16 protein-coding genes are annotated in these 15,322 nt (G+C 54.2%); 7 read left to right on the forward strand and 9 right to left on the reverse strand.

The genetic code is table 11. From position 1 onward, the window contains the following. The first annotated feature begins 113 nt into the window (after positions 1-113). Entirely contained in the window at positions 114-461 is a 348-nt protein-coding gene (locus N5098_RS08620; protein WP_267637375.1) for a hypothetical protein, read from the forward strand. A gap of 33 nt (positions 462-494) precedes the next feature. Here N5098_RS08620 and tmk read toward each other — a convergent pair whose 3' ends face one another. Next, positions 495-1,082, reverse strand: a complete 588-nt coding sequence (tmk, locus tag N5098_RS08625; protein WP_267637376.1) for a dTMP kinase — start codon at positions 1,080-1,082, stop codon at positions 495-497. A gap of 95 nt (positions 1,083-1,177) precedes the next feature. Here tmk and N5098_RS08630 point away from each other — a divergent pair, with 95 nt between their 5' ends. Next, on the forward strand, positions 1,178-1,960 hold the full coding sequence (locus N5098_RS08630; protein ID WP_267637378.1) for a VOC family protein: 783 nt from the start codon (positions 1,178-1,180) through the stop codon (positions 1,958-1,960). A 12-nt stretch (positions 1,961-1,972) separates the two neighbouring features. On the opposite strand, the gene N5098_RS08635 is transcribed toward N5098_RS08630, so the two are convergent. The 6 genes from N5098_RS08635 to btuC form a co-directional block, all read right to left on the reverse strand. Next, the gene (locus N5098_RS08635) at positions 1,973-2,752 is read right to left on the reverse strand and encodes an ABC transporter permease (protein WP_267637379.1); all 780 of its coding nucleotides are present in this window, start codon (positions 2,750-2,752) and stop codon (positions 1,973-1,975) included. Then, entirely contained in the window at positions 2,752-3,681 is a 930-nt protein-coding gene (locus N5098_RS08640; protein WP_267637380.1) for an ABC transporter ATP-binding protein, read from the reverse strand. Before N5098_RS08640 ends, N5098_RS08635 begins: the two co-directional genes overlap by 1 nt. Before the next feature lie 70 nt (positions 3,682-3,751). Further along, positions 3,752-3,982 carry a SelT/SelW/SelH family protein gene (locus N5098_RS08645; protein WP_267637381.1) on the reverse strand — a complete coding sequence of 77 codons (231 nt, stop codon included), beginning with the start codon at positions 3,980-3,982 and terminating at the stop codon, positions 3,752-3,754. 128 nt (positions 3,983-4,110) lie between these two features. Beyond that, positions 4,111-5,484: a heme o synthase gene (locus tag N5098_RS08650; RefSeq protein WP_267637383.1), complete on the reverse strand. Its 1,374-nt coding sequence runs from the start codon at positions 5,482-5,484 to the stop codon at positions 4,111-4,113. Positions 5,485-5,605: 121 nt separating this feature from the next. Further along, the gene (locus N5098_RS08655; protein ID WP_267637384.1) at positions 5,606-6,787 is read right to left on the reverse strand and encodes a heme ABC transporter ATP-binding protein; all 1,182 of its coding nucleotides are present in this window, start codon (positions 6,785-6,787) and stop codon (positions 5,606-5,608) included. Next, positions 6,784-7,878 carry a vitamin B12 ABC transporter permease BtuC gene (gene btuC / locus N5098_RS08660; protein ID WP_267637385.1) on the reverse strand — a complete coding sequence of 365 codons (1,095 nt, stop codon included), beginning with the start codon at positions 7,876-7,878 and terminating at the stop codon, positions 6,784-6,786. Before btuC ends, N5098_RS08655 begins: the two co-directional genes overlap by 4 nt. Positions 7,879-7,937: 59 nt before the next feature. On the opposite strand from btuC, the gene N5098_RS08665 reads away from it, so the two are divergent. The 4 genes from N5098_RS08665 (at position 7,938) to N5098_RS08680 (ending at position 10,133) form a co-directional block, all read left to right on the forward strand. Then, positions 7,938-9,101, forward strand: coding sequence for a PGF-CTERM-anchored ABC transporter substrate-binding protein (locus N5098_RS08665; protein WP_267637386.1), 1,164 nt, complete (start codon positions 7,938-7,940; stop codon positions 9,099-9,101). A gap of 50 nt (positions 9,102-9,151) precedes the next feature. Further along, complete coding sequence (locus N5098_RS08670; protein ID WP_267637387.1) at positions 9,152-9,580, forward strand: MaoC/PaaZ C-terminal domain-containing protein; 429 nt, start codon at positions 9,152-9,154, stop codon at positions 9,578-9,580. Between the two features lie 99 nt (positions 9,581-9,679). Beyond that, positions 9,680-9,997: a 30S ribosomal protein S24e gene (locus N5098_RS08675; protein ID WP_267637389.1), complete on the forward strand. Its 318-nt coding sequence runs from the start codon at positions 9,680-9,682 to the stop codon at positions 9,995-9,997. Position 9,998: 1 nt separating this feature from the next. Next, on the forward strand, positions 9,999-10,133 hold the full coding sequence (locus N5098_RS08680; protein ID WP_267637390.1) for a 30S ribosomal protein S27ae: 135 nt from the start codon (positions 9,999-10,001) through the stop codon (positions 10,131-10,133). Positions 10,134-10,217: 84 nt separating this feature from the next. On the opposite strand, the gene N5098_RS08685 is transcribed toward N5098_RS08680, so the two are convergent. Continuing rightward, complete coding sequence (locus N5098_RS08685; RefSeq protein ID WP_267637391.1) at positions 10,218-12,599, reverse strand: amino acid permease; 2,382 nt, start codon at positions 12,597-12,599, stop codon at positions 10,218-10,220. Positions 12,600-12,763: 164 nt separating this feature from the next. On the opposite strand from N5098_RS08685, the gene N5098_RS08690 reads away from it, so the two are divergent. After that, positions 12,764-13,510, forward strand: a complete 747-nt coding sequence (locus tag N5098_RS08690; protein WP_267637392.1) for an Lrp/AsnC family transcriptional regulator — start codon at positions 12,764-12,766, stop codon at positions 13,508-13,510. Positions 13,511-13,549: 39 nt separating this feature from the next. Here N5098_RS08690 and N5098_RS08695 read toward each other — a convergent pair whose 3' ends face one another. Then, positions 13,550-15,205: a potassium channel family protein gene (locus tag N5098_RS08695; protein WP_267637393.1), complete on the reverse strand. Its 1,656-nt coding sequence runs from the start codon at positions 15,203-15,205 to the stop codon at positions 13,550-13,552. Positions 15,206-15,322: the final 117 nt, after the last annotated feature.

The raw sequence follows: 15,322 nt of genomic DNA on the forward strand, positions 1-15,322 counted from the left end.
TCACAGGAATCTTCGGTTGCCGAACAACCCCGGGAGGTTCGCCTTGCGTATTTGCAAGGACACAGACTCGGACAAACGTTGATACGAGGTCCGCACAAAGTAATGACTAGGTGATGGCCCGGTACGAGACGGTTGTCGAAGATAATACAATCTACGTCGGCTCACCCGACGGGCTAGTCAAAGTGGGGAGTCTTCCCATCGCGCTCGATGTGGTCGGTGGGCCATCTTGGGAGATTACGTACACCGAAGACCTCAAAGAGCGTCATCCGGAACTGGATACCTCCGATGAAGGGCTGATTGTAGACGTTGTAGACATCATGAATACAATGACACACTCAAAACGGTTTGTCAAAACACTCGCGGCACAGCCAGCCGAGCCAACGGATGAAGATAGGGTCTCGCCGCGTCTTGGGTTATTCGTCGGCAAGTTACTCGAAAATCTCGAAAGTGGTGTCTCCTAACGCGTTGACGCTACGTCTTCGAGTGAAAGTGGGCTACAATACTGTCTCGACAGCATCGAGAACCGCATCACGGACGTGTTCCTCAGACTGGGTGGCATCGATACGGATGAACCGTTCGGGCTCGGCTTCGATAAGTCGCTCATAGTTCGACTGGACGCGCTCTAGATACTCTGCTCGCTCGAATTTGTTTGTTGCACCGCTTCGCTTTGCTGCTGTCTCCGGATCAATATCGAGATACAGCGTTGCTTCCGGTGGTCGTGTCCATGGCTCGTGAATCTCCTTGACAAAGTTGACAGCGTCGTCGAACCGGTCGGAGAGTGTAACACCCTGATACGCGTACCGAGAGTCAGAGTATCGATCAGAGATAATAGGTGTTCCCGTCTCGATGGCTGGCTCGATTGTATTTGCGACGTGGTCTGCGTGGTCGGCAGTGTATAGAAACAACTCGGCAAGCGAGTCGGCGTCGTCGTCCTGTATCGACCGGCGTACGGCTTCACCATACCAGGAGGTTGTGGGCTCGCGTGTAAACACTGTCTCCGGGGGGACTGCGTCGGCAGACTGAAGTGCGTCCATGCAGGTTGTCTTGCCGCTTCCATCCAATCCTTCGAGCGTCACCAGCATACTCGGAGATAGAGGGGGGCACATGTAAACGCGCCGGATAGCGGTCGAACTCACAAGGCAAAGAGTTCATTTCTTGTCGGGCCGCACAAACTGACATGAGTGGAGTTCTCGACCACACGATGATGCGTGTCAGCGACCTCGAACAGTCCGTTGACTGGTACGCAACGAACCTCGAATACGAGCAAAAAGACCGGTACGACGGTGACGGATTCAGCATCGTCTATATGGGTCCCGAGGATATGCACGATGACGGTGCGATGCTTGAACTAACGGAGAATGAAGATGAGTCTGGCCTCGAACTGGGTGACGGGTGGGGCCACATTGCGGTTCGCGTTGAAGATGTCCACGACGCCTACTACGAACTAATCGAAAACGGTGTCGACGACTACCGACGGCCCGAAGATAATCCGGGATACGCGTTCGTCAAAGATCCCGACGGACACGAAATCGAGATTGTCGAACGTGACTTCGGCGCGCGCTGGAGTCTCGACCACACGATGATACGTGTCGAAGATGCCGACGAGGCACTTGGCTACTGGACCCGGAAATTTGGGTACGAAACGACCGGTCGCTGGGAGTCTGACACCTTCGCTAATTACTTCATGCGACCGGCTGGTGTGGCCCAGGAGGCAATGGCACTAGAGCTTACATATAACTACGACGGTCGGAGCTACACACTGGGTGATGCCTGGGGACACCTCTGTGTTAGAGCTGACGACCTAGCAGCGGACTGGGCACAACTCCAGACAAGAGAAGCCCCCGATTACCGCGACCCGGCGTCCTGTGACGACATGTACGCGTTCACCAAAGACCCTGATGGGCACGAAGTCGAACTCGTTGAGCGAGACCCCGAAGCCGACTCTCTTTTCCCCTTCTAATCACCGGCGCAGTCAATCTGTTTGTGGAAGCGATTTTGCCGCGACAACGAACACAACAGTGGTGAACAGACAGAGAATTAGCAGGTCAAGATACGGGCCAGGATTCCCGTAGATGACGTCGCTCTCGATACTACCCTCGTACGTGACTGCACGAATCCCACGTGTCAGGTACGTCATCGGCGAGAGTTCTAGTGGAAGCCAGCCGGGAAGCATCTCACTAGAGACAAACGCCTCCGAGAGGAACAACAACGGAACAGCCACACCGTTGCTCGCAGCAATGACGCCGTCCTGAGAACTGGTGAAGCTACCGAGCATCGCACCGATTGAACAGAACAGGGCAGTGCCAATGGCAACAAACGGGACGACAAGGGCCAATTCGGTCGTTACCGAGAGTGTCGCACCTGTTCCGAACACGAGCAAGGCAAGCAACAGTAGTGATGCAACACCGATTACCGATGTATTGACGAGCGTCTGAGCGAGCAGCCATTCCCACCGTCGAAGCGGTGTCGTCGCCAACTTTTCGAACTGGCTTGTATCTCGATGGCGGCTGACTTCACTGCCGACACGCGAAAGCGGCGTAAAGAGGACGACGACTCCGAGATAGCCAGCAATGTACCAGCCCGGCTCCTCGGCGAACAAGCCGCCGCCACTGGACTGTGTCTGGACAAGCACACCAAAGATGACGACGATTATCGCAGGGAAGAAAAATGTAAAGAACACCGCTGTCCGCCGCCGGAGAAAACTGTGTCTCCCGGCTGTTGCCGTTGCAAGAATTCGTGTGAGACGACCCATTACTCTTCACCCCCAGCAACAGCGATTCTGCCGTCTGCTGTCCGCTGTGTGACTGATTGTTCAGTCAATTCGAGATAAACATCTTCGAGGTCTGGGTCAGTCCATGTCAATGAGTCGACCGTCATCTCGCTTGCTTCAAGTGTCGTCACAACCGAACCGATTTCGTTTGGCGGGACATTTCTGAGTGTGAGTTGTCCATTGCCAAGCGACCCTTCGTAATCGAACAGTTCGGCTACAGATTCCTCAAGCTCTCCACCGACGTATAGCAAGCTGTCTCCACCGTAGCTTTCGATGAGGGTTTCGGGACTGTCGAGTGCCACAATTGCACCGTCAGCAAGCAATCCAACTCGGTCAGACAACTCCTCTGCTTCTTCCATATAGTGTGTCGTGATGAAGATTGTCGTTCCCTCAGCAGCCAGTCCCTCTAAAAGTTGCCAGAGTTGTCGTCGGCCAGCCGGGTCAATTCCAGTTGTCGGTTCGTCAAGGACGAGCATATCTGGGTCGTTGACCAGTGCACTCGCCACGCATGTACGCCGTTTTTGTCCACCTGAGAGGTTCTCGTAGTAGGTTTCGGCGTCGTCGTCCATTCCGACAGCTTCCAGCAAATCGTCGGTCGGCTCGGGGTCCTCGTAAAGACCACTGTAGTAATCCAGTATCTCTCTCGCAGTCAGGCGCTCTGGTGGGTCAAAGTTCTGGGGCAGCAATCCAATTCGTTCACCCTCCACGGATTGTGGTGGTTCGCCAAACAACTCGACCGAGCCAGTTACCTCAGTCGTCCCAGTCAGTGCTCTGACAAGCGTTGTTTTGCCCGCGCCGTTTGGGCCGACAAGTGCAAAAATTTCTCCGCTCTCAACCGAGAGCGAAACATCATCAAGCGCCACGGTGTCACCGTACTGTCTGGAGACCTCGTCTGCGACGAGAACAGCCATACGTGAACCGACGGAACGACTAAAGAAAGGTAGTTCGATTGTCTGCCGCTATCGACCGAGCGAGCAGGCGTTACAGTGCCCCGCGAACCGCTCGAGTAATCTCGTCAACATCAAACTCGTCTTCTTCTTTGTCGAAAACCGTCGTGCCGTCGACACTGACTGTGAATACGCCGTGGTCACCCATTACCAGCGATAGCTCGGTCAGTTCCGCTTCTACACCGTTAAGAATAGCTGCCTGTACGTCCAGTGCTCGGTCTTTGAATCCACAGGGAACGCAGTACTCGATTTCTACGTTTGACATACATTGAGTCGGTACAGTCCCATAGTGCAACAATGTTGTGCCCACACACTCGCCAACGAGTGTCCCGGAAGACACAGCAAAAAGAACAACGAGAAGCGTTGTTCGAAGACAGCACAGTCAGTACGTTCCTACAGCGCCATTGCGTCAATCACAATCGCAACGAGGAATAGCCCAAGGTAGGCGTTTGAGGCGTGAAACGCACGGAATGCAGCTGATTCAGTCTGTTCTCGGTGGAGGACGACAACCGCAGCCAGAAAGATAGCACCAAGTGAGACTGTCACACCAGCAGTCAACCAGCCGAGGTCAGTAACCCAGATAAGCCCGCTTCCACACGCTAGTGTAGCACCCAACCAGAAGAGGATGTGTTTACGCGTTGTTGTCTCACCACGGACCACCGGCATCATCGGGAACCCACCGCGCTCATAATCGTCCTGGTATGCCAGGGCAAGGTTATAGAAGTGTGCAGGCGTCCAAACAAAAATGAACGCGGCAAGTAACAATGCTGCAACGTCAATACGACCCGTCACAGCGGTCCAGCCGATGAGTGCGGGAAGCGAGCCGGCAGCGCCACCAAGAACCGTATTTTGGACCGTGTTTGGCTTGAGCACCAGCGTGTAGATGATGCTATAGAATAGAATCGCGACGACTCCTAGTGCTGCAGCCACGAGAGTTGTCTGTAAGAAGAGCAGAACAGATAGCCCAGTCAGGGCGAATCCGAAGACGAGTGCGTTCCGTTTTGGCACCTCGTGGGTTGCAAGCGGGCGGTCGTTCGTCCGGGACATCCGCTTATCTCTGTCGCGTTCGAGAACGTGATTGAACGTACCACTCGCACCGATAGAGAGCACCCCGCCGCCAAGTGTGTAGAGAATCGTGCCAACGTCAACGGCCCAGCCGTTAGCTGCTGCAAGTGCCATCGCTGCCGCCGCAACTAGACTGAGCAGCCACATCAGGCGTGGCTTCATTAGACGAAAGTAAGCAAAGCCTCGTGCACGGATACGGACACCAAGTGGTTGGTCTGCAAGCGGTGTTGGACTGTCGTCCGCTGTCGAGTTGTTCTCTACTTCATCGAGCGGGGCTGGCTCGAGTTCGTTGGTTGGCGTTCTGGTATCCTGTCCGCCAGTTTCAAATTCGAGATGCCATGCGAGCGAGAGCAACAGGACGCCAAAGAGACTCACGCCAGCCAGAAGATGGATTCCGGGAACGGCCGTGATACCGGTTGCCATAAACGCGCCTATCGCAATTTGTACGGGATACAAGAACAGCGCCAGAACGATAGCAAACTTTGCGCGTTGTGCAGTTCCAGATTTAAGCAGACTAATCCCTGCAACCAGTACCACAAGACCAACAGCGCCGGCGAGCAGCCGGTGACCAATGGCGACGACGACTGCAGGGTTCGTTAGGTCTCCCGTACACGCCGGCCAGCTCGAACAGGCCTCGGCTGCTTCGGTGAGAGAGGCTGTCGCACCCACGACGACAAGAACATAGACACCGATGACAGCCATCGACAGCCACCCGGTCGGCGTTGGTCGGGAGAGCCGCGATGAAAACCCACTAAACATATCTATATTCTTGGAGAGGAGCTATTTATGTAGCACGCTTCTTTCCAGTTTCCGAGATCGGGTGTCAGACGTCAACAACCGTCGAAACCCGCTTAATGAGGGCGGCTTCAGTTCGGACAGCAGTGGTGTTTCCACCGTCGACGCGAGCGACTTCCGTGCCGGCGCTGCCAAGGTTCGTTTCAACAGTTTTTGTGGTCTCAACCGCCCCAGCAACCAGTTTACTTCCCGGCCCTTCAGTTATGACCACTGCATCCGCCTCGCGTGCGGTGTCGATTGCAGCCCGTCTTGTCGTTTCGTCAGGCTTTGAGAACGCCGGTGCCGTTACCGTTTTAATGTCGAGTTCTCGAGCCAGATCTGTCACAACATCACCGTTGGGTGCAGGTCCAACCGTAACATCATATCCGTCCTGCCAGAGCGACCGGACCGCCACAGCTGCTCCTTCGCCGCCACCAGCAATGTGAACGTGCTTGCTTCGGTCATCACGACCGGTGACTGCTGCCACTGTCGGCGTTCCAGTGACCGGATTCTGTGTGACAGCTGTCTCTGTTTCGAACGCCGCGGCGAGCATTGGGTCACGGAGGACCGACTCGGGCGTGCCACGGGCAGCGATGCTTCCGTTATGGAGCAAAAAAAGCCGGTCACAGTACCGAGCCGCCAAGTCGAGATCATGAATGGCTGCGAGTGCCGCCCTGCCTTCTTTGACTAACTCCTCGACGAGGCTCAACACGCGCACTTGGTGGTTGATATCGAGACTTGCGGTCGGCTCGTCGAGCAGCAATGCTTTAGGCTCCTGTGCAAGCGCACGAGCAAGGAGTATCCGCTGTCGTTCCCCGCCACTAAGATCATCGACGTTACGCTCACGGAGATGTGTCGTCTCAGTTCGCTCAAGCGCTTCAGTCACGGGATCGCCATCATCAGACCAGTCAAGCCGTGAGCGATGTGGCGTACGTCCCATCTCGACAACATCCTCAGCACAGAACGAAAAGCCGATGTGCGTATCCTGTGGGACTGTCGCAAGTTTTCGACTCACCTCCTTTGAACCGGTGTCTCGAATCCGTTTTGTGTCCAACAGAACTTCGCCCCGATCTGGCTTGAGAATCCCGTTTATCGTTCGAAGAAGCGTAGTTTTGCCAGCTCCATTTGGGCCGACAATAGCAACGAGCTCACCGGGCTCGATTTGCATATTGATTCCATTAAGTACCTGTACGTCACCGTATGCAAGTTCGACACCGTCAACTCGAATCATAGTGAGTGTACCTCCCGTTTTCGGAGTAACAACAGGAAGAATGGCGCACCGACGGCTGACGTAACAATACCGACAGGCACCTCAGCAGGACCTGCCCGGGCGAGCGTGTCAGCGAGGACGAGAAACGTTGCGCCAGAAAGCGCGCTTGTCGGTATCAGTATGCGGTGGTCTGGCCCAACGACCAGCCGCATCATGTGCGGGACAATAAGGCCGACAAACCCGATTACGCCTGCTACTGCGACGCCAGCAGCGGTAATAACGGCTGAGCCGCCAAGAAGCAACCGTTTGGTTCGTTCGACATTGATACCTAATGATTGTGCGTCTTCCTCTCCAAGAAGCATGACGTTCAGATCACGAGCGTAGGCAAGTAGCGCAATAAACAGGATGATAGCGAATGGGAGCGTAATTTCGACCTCACTCCAGCGGCTGTTTGAGAGGTGTCCCATCATCCAGTACACGGCCTGCTCTAGACTCTCGCCAGACTGAAGCAGCATATACGAAATGATAGATCCAAGGAACGTCTGGACTGCAACCCCCGAAAGCAAGAGAGTTGCAACCGGTGTGCGTCCGTTGTTCGTCGCGATAATATACACAGCAAACGCGGTCACAAGTGAACTGATGAACGCAGCAACCTGTAGTGGTATCGTCAACGAAAACGCGATAACAGCCACTGCACCAACCGCAGCTCCCGAAGATACCCCGATAATCGACGGGTCAGCCATCGGGTTTCGAAAGAACCCTTGCATGACTGTCCCTGCCGTCGCAAGAACAAAGCCGACGATAGCCCCAAGTAGAATCCGTGGGAGGCGGATATCGCTCACGATTATCTGTGCAGTGGTCGGCACATCAAACGTGAAAAATCCCGTATAGGCAATATCAAGCGTCGGGAACGGGATGTCAACCCCTGCCGTTGTGGCCGTATCGAACCCGACGGAGATTCCAGAGGGTACCGCCAGTGTATTGAGTGTTGCTCGAGCGACTGTAAGTATATCAATTCTAACCGGCCCCAACGCTGCACTCACAAGGACTGTCGCACACAAGAGAACAAAGAGTCCACCCGACCAGAGCAGCGTTCGGGTCGCTGTACGCATTAATCTCAACTCGATTTGCTTTAGGTAAATATTTGTTGCATAAGCTCCGAGCGGGTGGTATGAAGCGAACAGTTATTGTTATGTTGGTAGTTGCTCTCCTCGGTAGTGTTGTAGCTGGGGGCGTAGCTGCTACTGAAAGTGGAACAGCGACGACACAAGCATCATGTGAGTTCCCCGTTGAACTCGAAGACAACAGCGGACAGGCAATAACCCTCGAAGAGGAACCGCAAGAAGTTGTGGTCCTCGCACCGAATAACGCACAGCACATGTGGGAGATTGGTGCACAAGAGAAAGTCATCGGGATGCCGGTGAATCCGTATACGTCGTATCTCGACGGCAGTGAGGAGCGGACACACGTTGTCGACCAGCAGGGCATTCCAGTTCAAGAAGAAGTCGTCTCACTGGAGCCGGACCTCGTTATTGCAGCCAGCATTACGCCTGAAGACTCCATCCAACAGCTGCGTGATGCAGGTCTGACGGTCTACCAGACACCGCTGATGGGCTCGGTCGATGACATGCTGACCGAAGTCGAACGTATGGGACAGCTCGTCGGTGCCTGTGAGGGCGCGACCGAGACGGTCGAAGAGACGCGGCAGCGAATAACTGAAATCGAGCAGGCCGTCTCTGACGAAGAGAATCCGTCTGTGTACTACGACCTCGGATTCCCATTCACCGTTGGTGAGGGGACACTCGAAAACGAGCTCATCACAATGGCAGGCGGAGACAACATCGCACTGGAAGCTGACAAACCGAGTTACTTCCAGATCAGTGAGGAAGTTATCATCAATAACGACCCAGAATGGCTCATTCTCTCCGAAGGAGCTTCAATTCCTGATGTGACCGCGATTCAGGAGTCGACTGCAGTCAAAGAAGACCAGATTATCAGAGTTAACCCGAACTACATCAGTCAGCACGGCCCACGGAACGTTATCGCACTAGAGACAATGGCCGAAGCGCTCCACCCGGACGCAATGGCTGAACTCGACGCTACACCGACACCGACACCATCACCGACACCGACAGCAACGTCGACCTCAGACGGGACGGCAACAGCGACGCCGACCTCAACAGAGACACCGATGGACGAGACCACCCCCGCACCGACCGAAACGATGACTCCGGAGGGTGAAGATAGCTCGGACGACGACGGAGCAGGCTTTGCAGTTGGCGCAGCCGTCGCCGCACTTGCCGTGTTTGGGCTTGTCGGGCGCTACCGGCGGTAACTCCTTTCCGGAGCGGTGTCTACTTGTCTTTTGCTCCCGGAGCTACTGCTATGCATACCTTCGAGGACGTGACGCCGGGTGAGACTCGTGAGTTTGGCACCTATCAAATGAGTCGTGACGAGATACTTGAATTCGCCACGCAGTACGACCCACAGCCATTCCATCTAGGCGACGACCATCACGCGCCATACGAGACGGTCATCGCCAGTGGCTGGCACACTGCGGCTGTGACAATGCGAATGCTCGTTAAGGAGTACCTACAGGACGCCGAGACGCTTGGCTCACCGGGTCTCAACGGGCTCCGGTGGGAAACACCAGTAACGCCGGGAGATACACTCTCGGTCCGTCTTACGTTTGGCGAGACAGAGCCATGGGACGAGCACAGAGGAATCGTCACTCAGGAGATAGAGACACAGAACGGAGACGATGAAACTGTGATGTGGATGGAAGCCGAAGTTCTGTACAGTCGAGACTCGTAAAATCGGCTGCTCATCTGGATAACCGGGGAGACTCGCCGACATCGGGCCCGGCGCTTCGAAATCCTTTTAGGGTAAATAGTGCGAACGTAAGGTAAGACTATGGACATCACGATACTCGACGAAGACGAGAATCCGATGTTGCACAGGAAAGACGTGAGCTTCGAGATGACCCACGAAGAGGCGACACCCGAGCGGTTGTCCGTCCGAGACTCCCTCGCAGCAAAGCTAAACAAGGACTCGAAAGAAGTTGTGGTCCGTGAGCTAAACACGAAGTTCGGAATGCGCAAGACCATGGGTCAGGCGAAAGTCTATGAAGCACCGGAAATCGCCCGAGACGTCGAGCAGGACCACATGCTCAACCGGAATAAGATTGACCTTGAGGAAGGAGCAGAAGCCGAAGAAGCGGAGGAAGCATAAGATGGCACACTACGAGCTATACGACGACAATGGGTCGACAGAAAACGAACAGTGTCAGCGATGCGGTGACTCGTTCCTTGCAGACCACGGCGACCGACTCCACTGTGGCAAGTGCGGTTATATGGAGTGGGCATAAACCGCGTACAACCACATATTCTCTCAGTTACAGACGCTAATCGAGAGCTGTTTCTAAACCAGGCAGAGTAACTTTGCCTCTGTGTTAGTCGTCGGTCGTCGATTCTTCGGAATTCATTTCCACGGACATGTCTGTTCGGTTATCTGAGCGACGCCCCAAGAGACGCTCCCGAAGCGAGCGGTTGGTGGGTCGCTCTGAAAGCATCACCGAACACTCAACATCATCAACAACATCAAAGACCAGTGAGTTACTGACGAGACGGGTAAGCAATCCTCGACTCGTTGCCCCAATCAAGACCATGCTGTGGTCGCTTGCGTGTCGTTCGATAGCGGCTTCGGTCTCTCCGTCGGTCTCGACTAACAGATTCGCGTCGTCAAGTCCGTGGTCCGTGGCCCAGTCGCCGATGAAGTCAGTTGCCTTGTCACGTTCGGCTTCCGCTCCGACAACATGGAGAATAGACACCGTTGAATCGTGGGTTTCACGCATCGCTTTCGCCACTTCTGCACTTAGTCCGGAGTCCGGGCCACCGGCGGTCGGTAACAGAATGTTCGCTGGGTCGAACCCACGGTCTTTGAACACGAGGAAATCACAGGGAAGGTCCATCGTGAGTTCTTCCAGTCCGCCACCAGTCCGTCCGCTTGTCCAAGGTCTGTTCGGCGACCAGCCAAGAACGACGGTACTTGCATCAAGGCGTTTTGCCGACGAGAAAATCTCGTCAAACGGGCGGTGTGAGAACACAGTATGTGTCTCGACCGAAGCATCGTAGCTTTCAGCAGTCTGTCTGGCGTTTTCAAGTAACTCCTCGGATTCGTCGCCAAGTTCTTGCAACCGGTCAGATGCGTAATCGAGCGCCGTCTGGTCTGGTACATCAACAACATGGACTGCGTGGACGACGCCGTCGTTTTGGTTTGCCAGTGTACAGGCAATGGCTAGGAGCTCATCTTCTGTCTCAGGGTTTGAAACCGGGACCATGATGTTGTCTGTAGCGGCCGACTGCGGTGACACTGCTTTGGCGGCCGAGACAGCCAAATCCGGCATCTCATCGGAACGGTCCCGGATATACTGTCCGGCAACACCTTCGACTTCTGTTTTCCCGCGTGCATAGAGGAAATACCACGCAACGGCACCGGCAACGAACAGCCCACTCAACAGTTGGGCTTCCCACTGGATAAAGTAGATTAGCCCAAACGAGAACAGCGCCCCAAGAATCGGTGTCACAGGGTACAGTGGAACCCGGAAATCGGGGTCGTAATCTGAGACGTTCCCCTCGCGAAACGCGATGAGAGCGAGATTCATCAACGTGTAGACGATAAGGTGAAGCACGCTTGCCGCTGTCGAGAGTACCTTGAGGTCACTGCCAAGGAAGATAATAAACACCAGTATCATCACACCCGTTACCAGAATTGAGCGGTACGGCGTGGCAAAGTTTGGATGTATCCTGTTGAGCCAGTTTGGCACAATCTCGTCTCGCCCCATTGCGAAGTTAATCCGTGCAGAAGAGAGAATCGACGCATTTGCCGACGACGCAGTCGCAAGCATCGCTGCGAATGTCATGAGAGTAACACCGACGACAGACAACACAGGCCACCCTTCGAACGTTACTTCTGCAACCTGAGAGACAGGAACTGTCTGGTCCAGTGTATCCCAAGGAACAACACCAATCATAATACCGACCAGAATCGCGTATATCGCAGTAACAATACCGACGCTACCGACGACAGCAATGGGTAAATTCCGACCGGGATTTTTCAACTCTTCAGCAACTGTCGCTATTTTTGCATACCCGAGAAACGAGACAAACACGACGCCCGTTGCCGGAAGGACTGCACCGTAACCCCCTGCCTCGTCGGGAGCCAGCCCATCCTGCGTGAGAGTTCCCCAGTCAAAGGAAAACCATCCCGTGATAGCGAAGACTGTGAGTATCGAAAGCAACGTGAGAACAATGACTGTCTGAATCCCCCCAGTCTCTTTTGCCCCGAGATAGTTGACACCGACGAAAATAACACCTGCTATCACCGCCCCAACTTGTGTCTGTGAAATTTCAAGGAAAACAAGGTCAAATGTCGGAATCAGGTACACCGACCCAACTGCAGGAAGAGAGAATGTTATATCACCGAGAAGGTCCGCGAGATACCCGCCAAAACCGATGCAATAAAACGCCGATGCAAAAGCGAGCCCCATCCAGTCACCCATCCCAGAAATCGATCCAAACAGTGGGCCGAGACCACGGTTGACGTAGTAGTAGCCACCACCGGCTTTTGGCATCGCAGTACCGAGTTCGGATACGGAAAGTGCATTAATCATCGCAATTACGCCGCCGATAACAAAAGAGAGAATAACCATCGGGCCAGCTTCCTGCGAAGCAACGCCTGGCAGGACGAAGATACCAGCGCCGATCATCGTCCCGATTCCGATCATCATCGCCGATAGTAGCCCAAGGTCTTTGGCTAACTCCTCTTCGCTCATGTTCCTCAATATCCGTGGATTAATGAAAATACTTCCGGATAGATTTCCGATTCAACAATAGAGAGTGGTTTAATTTTTGTTTAGGGAATCGCATTGCAGTATACTCAATGAAAGCGAGATATCTATAACGATTGTATAATGTAGTAGTTATAAGAAATACCGGTATGGCTCACCATCTAGATGACATCGACAAACACATTCTCTACACGCTCATGACAGATGCTCGGAGTCCATCTGCTCCCGCAATTGCAGAGGAGATGAATGTCTCGCCCGCGACAATCCGGAATCGGATTGCTCAGCTAGAGGAACAAGGTATCATTCGAGGGTACACAGCACAAATTGATTTTGAGCAGGCAAATGGACGCCTGACTAACCTATATATCTGTACGGTCCCTGTCGATGAACGAGAGACATTGGCCCACGAAACACGTGCCATACCCGGCGTCGTGAACGTGCGGGAGCTAATGACTGGTCGGCGAAATCTTCACGTGTTGGCGGTCGGCAACGACACAGACGACCTACGGAGAATCTCTGGAACTGTTTCGAAACTCGGTATTGATATCGAAGACGAACATCTAGTCCAGAACGAATCAGACAGTCCGTACGCGCCGTTTGGCCCCGACGACCAGCAGGTAACCAGAGATGCGACGAACTTTATCAGTCTGACTGGCAACGCCAATGTAATCGAGATTACTGTAAGAAATGAAGCCCCAGTAAACGGACGCACCATCGAAGAACTTGCTCGGGTGGACGTTTTGCCGAGTGAGGCCCTTGTCATTGCTATCGAACGCGACGACCAGGTACTCACACCACACGGTGAGACAACAATCGAAACCGACGATATCGTGACGGTCCTTTCACGTGGTGGCGAAGTTGACAGAGTCCTTGAAGCATTCGCGGGAAAATCCTAGCGTGTCGAGCAGTAAGGCGTATTACAAAACCCCACGCGATCAGGTATACTGCTCGATAAATACGTTCGTCCCCTCGTCTGTCCCGGCAATGACCAGCGTATCACTCGATTCAAACTGGAATTGTGGCTCCAGTTCTGTTATTACTGTCTCACTCCGTTCCACGGCGACGACAGTACAGCCGGTTTGTTCGCGAACATCTGCAGTAGCCAGTGTCTCACCCGAGAGTACGGGTGCCGTTGTTTTGAGTATCTGTACAGCCTGCCCTTGAGAAAGAGTTTCACTCCCTTCGAGAAGTACCGAGGCGATAGCACGTCCACTCACAGTTGAAAGCGAGAGCACGTAGTCTGCACCAGCGCGATACGTCTTTCTGACCGCTTCGGTGCTGTTTGACCGAGCGGCAACCTCGGCGGCCTCGTTTAGGTCCCGTGCGACAAGTGTGGCGAACTCAGTCGTCGTATCATCGGGCAGTGTCAGTACAACTGACTGTGCATTTGGTACACCTGCTTCTATCATTACGTCGGGGTCAGTCGCATCACCGACGATATCGACAGCGTTGCCTGGCTCTTGGTCAACTACAGTATAGGGAACGTTTGTCCTGTCAAGTGCATTCGTGACAGTCTTACCTACTTCGCCGTGTCCGATCACCACAACGTCGCTCCGAGAGTGGCTTCGGACGGGTGCGTGCAGCTCCCGTTCAAGCGTTTCAATCTGGGTTTGGTTGCCAGAAACCAACAGTACCGTCCCGCCGTCCAGTGTACGGCTGGGTGGTGGTGGCGACTCGAACGTACCACGAAACCAGGCACCGATAACGGAGACACCAAATCGCTCCCGGATATTACTTTCTGCAAGCGTTGTGCCCGCAAGGGGACTGCCATGATGAATTGGGACCTCCATAACGTCGAAATCGTCGCCGATTTCGAGGCTGTCACCGAGGTCTGTATCCAGCGCAGTAGTGAGTTTGCCAGCGAGCCCTTCTCCGAGGAGTTTGCGGGGCATGACAACCTCGTCGGCACCAGCGAGGGAGTGATAACTCTCGTGACCCGGTTCGTCGACGACACTGAGCACGGTACAGCTTTCAGCAGCCTCCTTTGTTGCCAGAACGATGCTAGCATCGATACGGTCTGACACATCTGCAACGAGCGCGCGAGCACTGCCGATGTTTGCGCGCCTCAAATCTGAGACGGATTGTGGTTCAGCGTGAACGACCGTGTGGCCCTGCTCCTGTAACTCGAGTGCGCGCTGGTCGTCAGGTTCGACGAGGACATACGGGACTTCATTAGACTGGAGTTCTTCGACCAAGACTTCTGCACGAGCGGTGTACGTACAGATAACGATATGGTCTGAGAGTCCATCATCGACAGCAGTCGGAGCGGAAGGCGAGAGTGTATTCTGGAACAGTGGGACCAAAATCGCCGGTAGCGCGAGGAAAAATAACGCGACGCCTGTGAGGTCCAAAAGAACGATCAGGATATTCATCTCAGTACTGATCCATGGCGAGTCAGAGCCATATCCTGTTGCAGTGAACGTCTCAACGACAACTTGCATTGAATGGGCAAGTGACCACTCGACACCGGCAGGCGGGTACGGGCCGGGCTCAAACGTTTTCATTCCGACATCGTACACAACAGAGACAACAAGTATTAAGATAGATACAGAAAACAGGTAGTAGGCTGCTCTCCGCCGAAGCTTCTTCATGCAGCTATACTGTTGGGAGAGCCACTTTACTTTCTCGGTACTTCCTTCTTTGTCGCATCACATCCGACTTTGGGGGCCGGGTGTAGGCACCTGTCCGGACCCCATTGCTAAGCCCAA

It is taken from the genome of Halovenus rubra (assembly GCF_026586665.1).
Classification (GTDB): domain Archaea; phylum Halobacteriota; class Halobacteria; order Halobacteriales; family Haloarculaceae; genus Halovenus; species Halovenus rubra.

What these genes read in the sequence shown, in the direction of transcription:
- N5098_RS08690 (WP_267637392.1), top strand. Translation starts at nt 12,764, where the DNA reads ATGGCTCACCATCTAGATGACATCGACAAACACATTCTCTACACGCTC.
- N5098_RS08645 (WP_267637381.1), bottom strand. Translation starts at nt 3,982, where the DNA reads ATGTCAAACGTAGAAATCGAGTACTGCGTTCCCTGTGGATTCAAAGAC.
- N5098_RS08670 (WP_267637387.1), top strand. Translation starts at nt 9,152, where the DNA reads ATGCATACCTTCGAGGACGTGACGCCGGGTGAGACTCGTGAGTTTGGC.
- N5098_RS08620 (WP_267637375.1), top strand. Translation starts at nt 114, where the DNA reads ATGGCCCGGTACGAGACGGTTGTCGAAGATAATACAATCTACGTCGGC.
- N5098_RS08685 (WP_267637391.1), bottom strand. Translation starts at nt 12,599, where the DNA reads ATGAGCGAAGAGGAGTTAGCCAAAGACCTTGGGCTACTATCGGCGATG.
- N5098_RS08655 (WP_267637384.1), bottom strand. Translation starts at nt 6,787, where the DNA reads ATGATTCGAGTTGACGGTGTCGAACTTGCATACGGTGACGTACAGGTA.
- N5098_RS08650 (WP_267637383.1), bottom strand. Translation starts at nt 5,484, where the DNA reads ATGGCTGTCATCGGTGTCTATGTTCTTGTCGTCGTGGGTGCGACAGCC.
- N5098_RS08640 (WP_267637380.1), bottom strand. Translation starts at nt 3,681, where the DNA reads ATGGCTGTTCTCGTCGCAGACGAGGTCTCCAGACAGTACGGTGACACC.
- N5098_RS08630 (WP_267637378.1), top strand. Translation starts at nt 1,178, where the DNA reads ATGAGTGGAGTTCTCGACCACACGATGATGCGTGTCAGCGACCTCGAA.
- N5098_RS08680 (WP_267637390.1), top strand. Translation starts at nt 9,999, where the DNA reads ATGGCACACTACGAGCTATACGACGACAATGGGTCGACAGAAAACGAA.
- N5098_RS08675 (WP_267637389.1), top strand. Translation starts at nt 9,680, where the DNA reads ATGGACATCACGATACTCGACGAAGACGAGAATCCGATGTTGCACAGG.
- N5098_RS08695 (WP_267637393.1), bottom strand. Translation starts at nt 15,205, where the DNA reads ATGAAGAAGCTTCGGCGGAGAGCAGCCTACTACCTGTTTTCTGTATCT.
- N5098_RS08665 (WP_267637386.1), top strand. Translation starts at nt 7,938, where the DNA reads ATGAAGCGAACAGTTATTGTTATGTTGGTAGTTGCTCTCCTCGGTAGT.
- btuC (WP_267637385.1), bottom strand. Translation starts at nt 7,878, where the DNA reads ATGCGTACAGCGACCCGAACGCTGCTCTGGTCGGGTGGACTCTTTGTT.
- N5098_RS08635 (WP_267637379.1), bottom strand. Translation starts at nt 2,752, where the DNA reads ATGGGTCGTCTCACACGAATTCTTGCAACGGCAACAGCCGGGAGACAC.
- tmk (WP_267637376.1), bottom strand. Translation starts at nt 1,082, where the DNA reads ATGCTGGTGACGCTCGAAGGATTGGATGGAAGCGGCAAGACAACCTGC.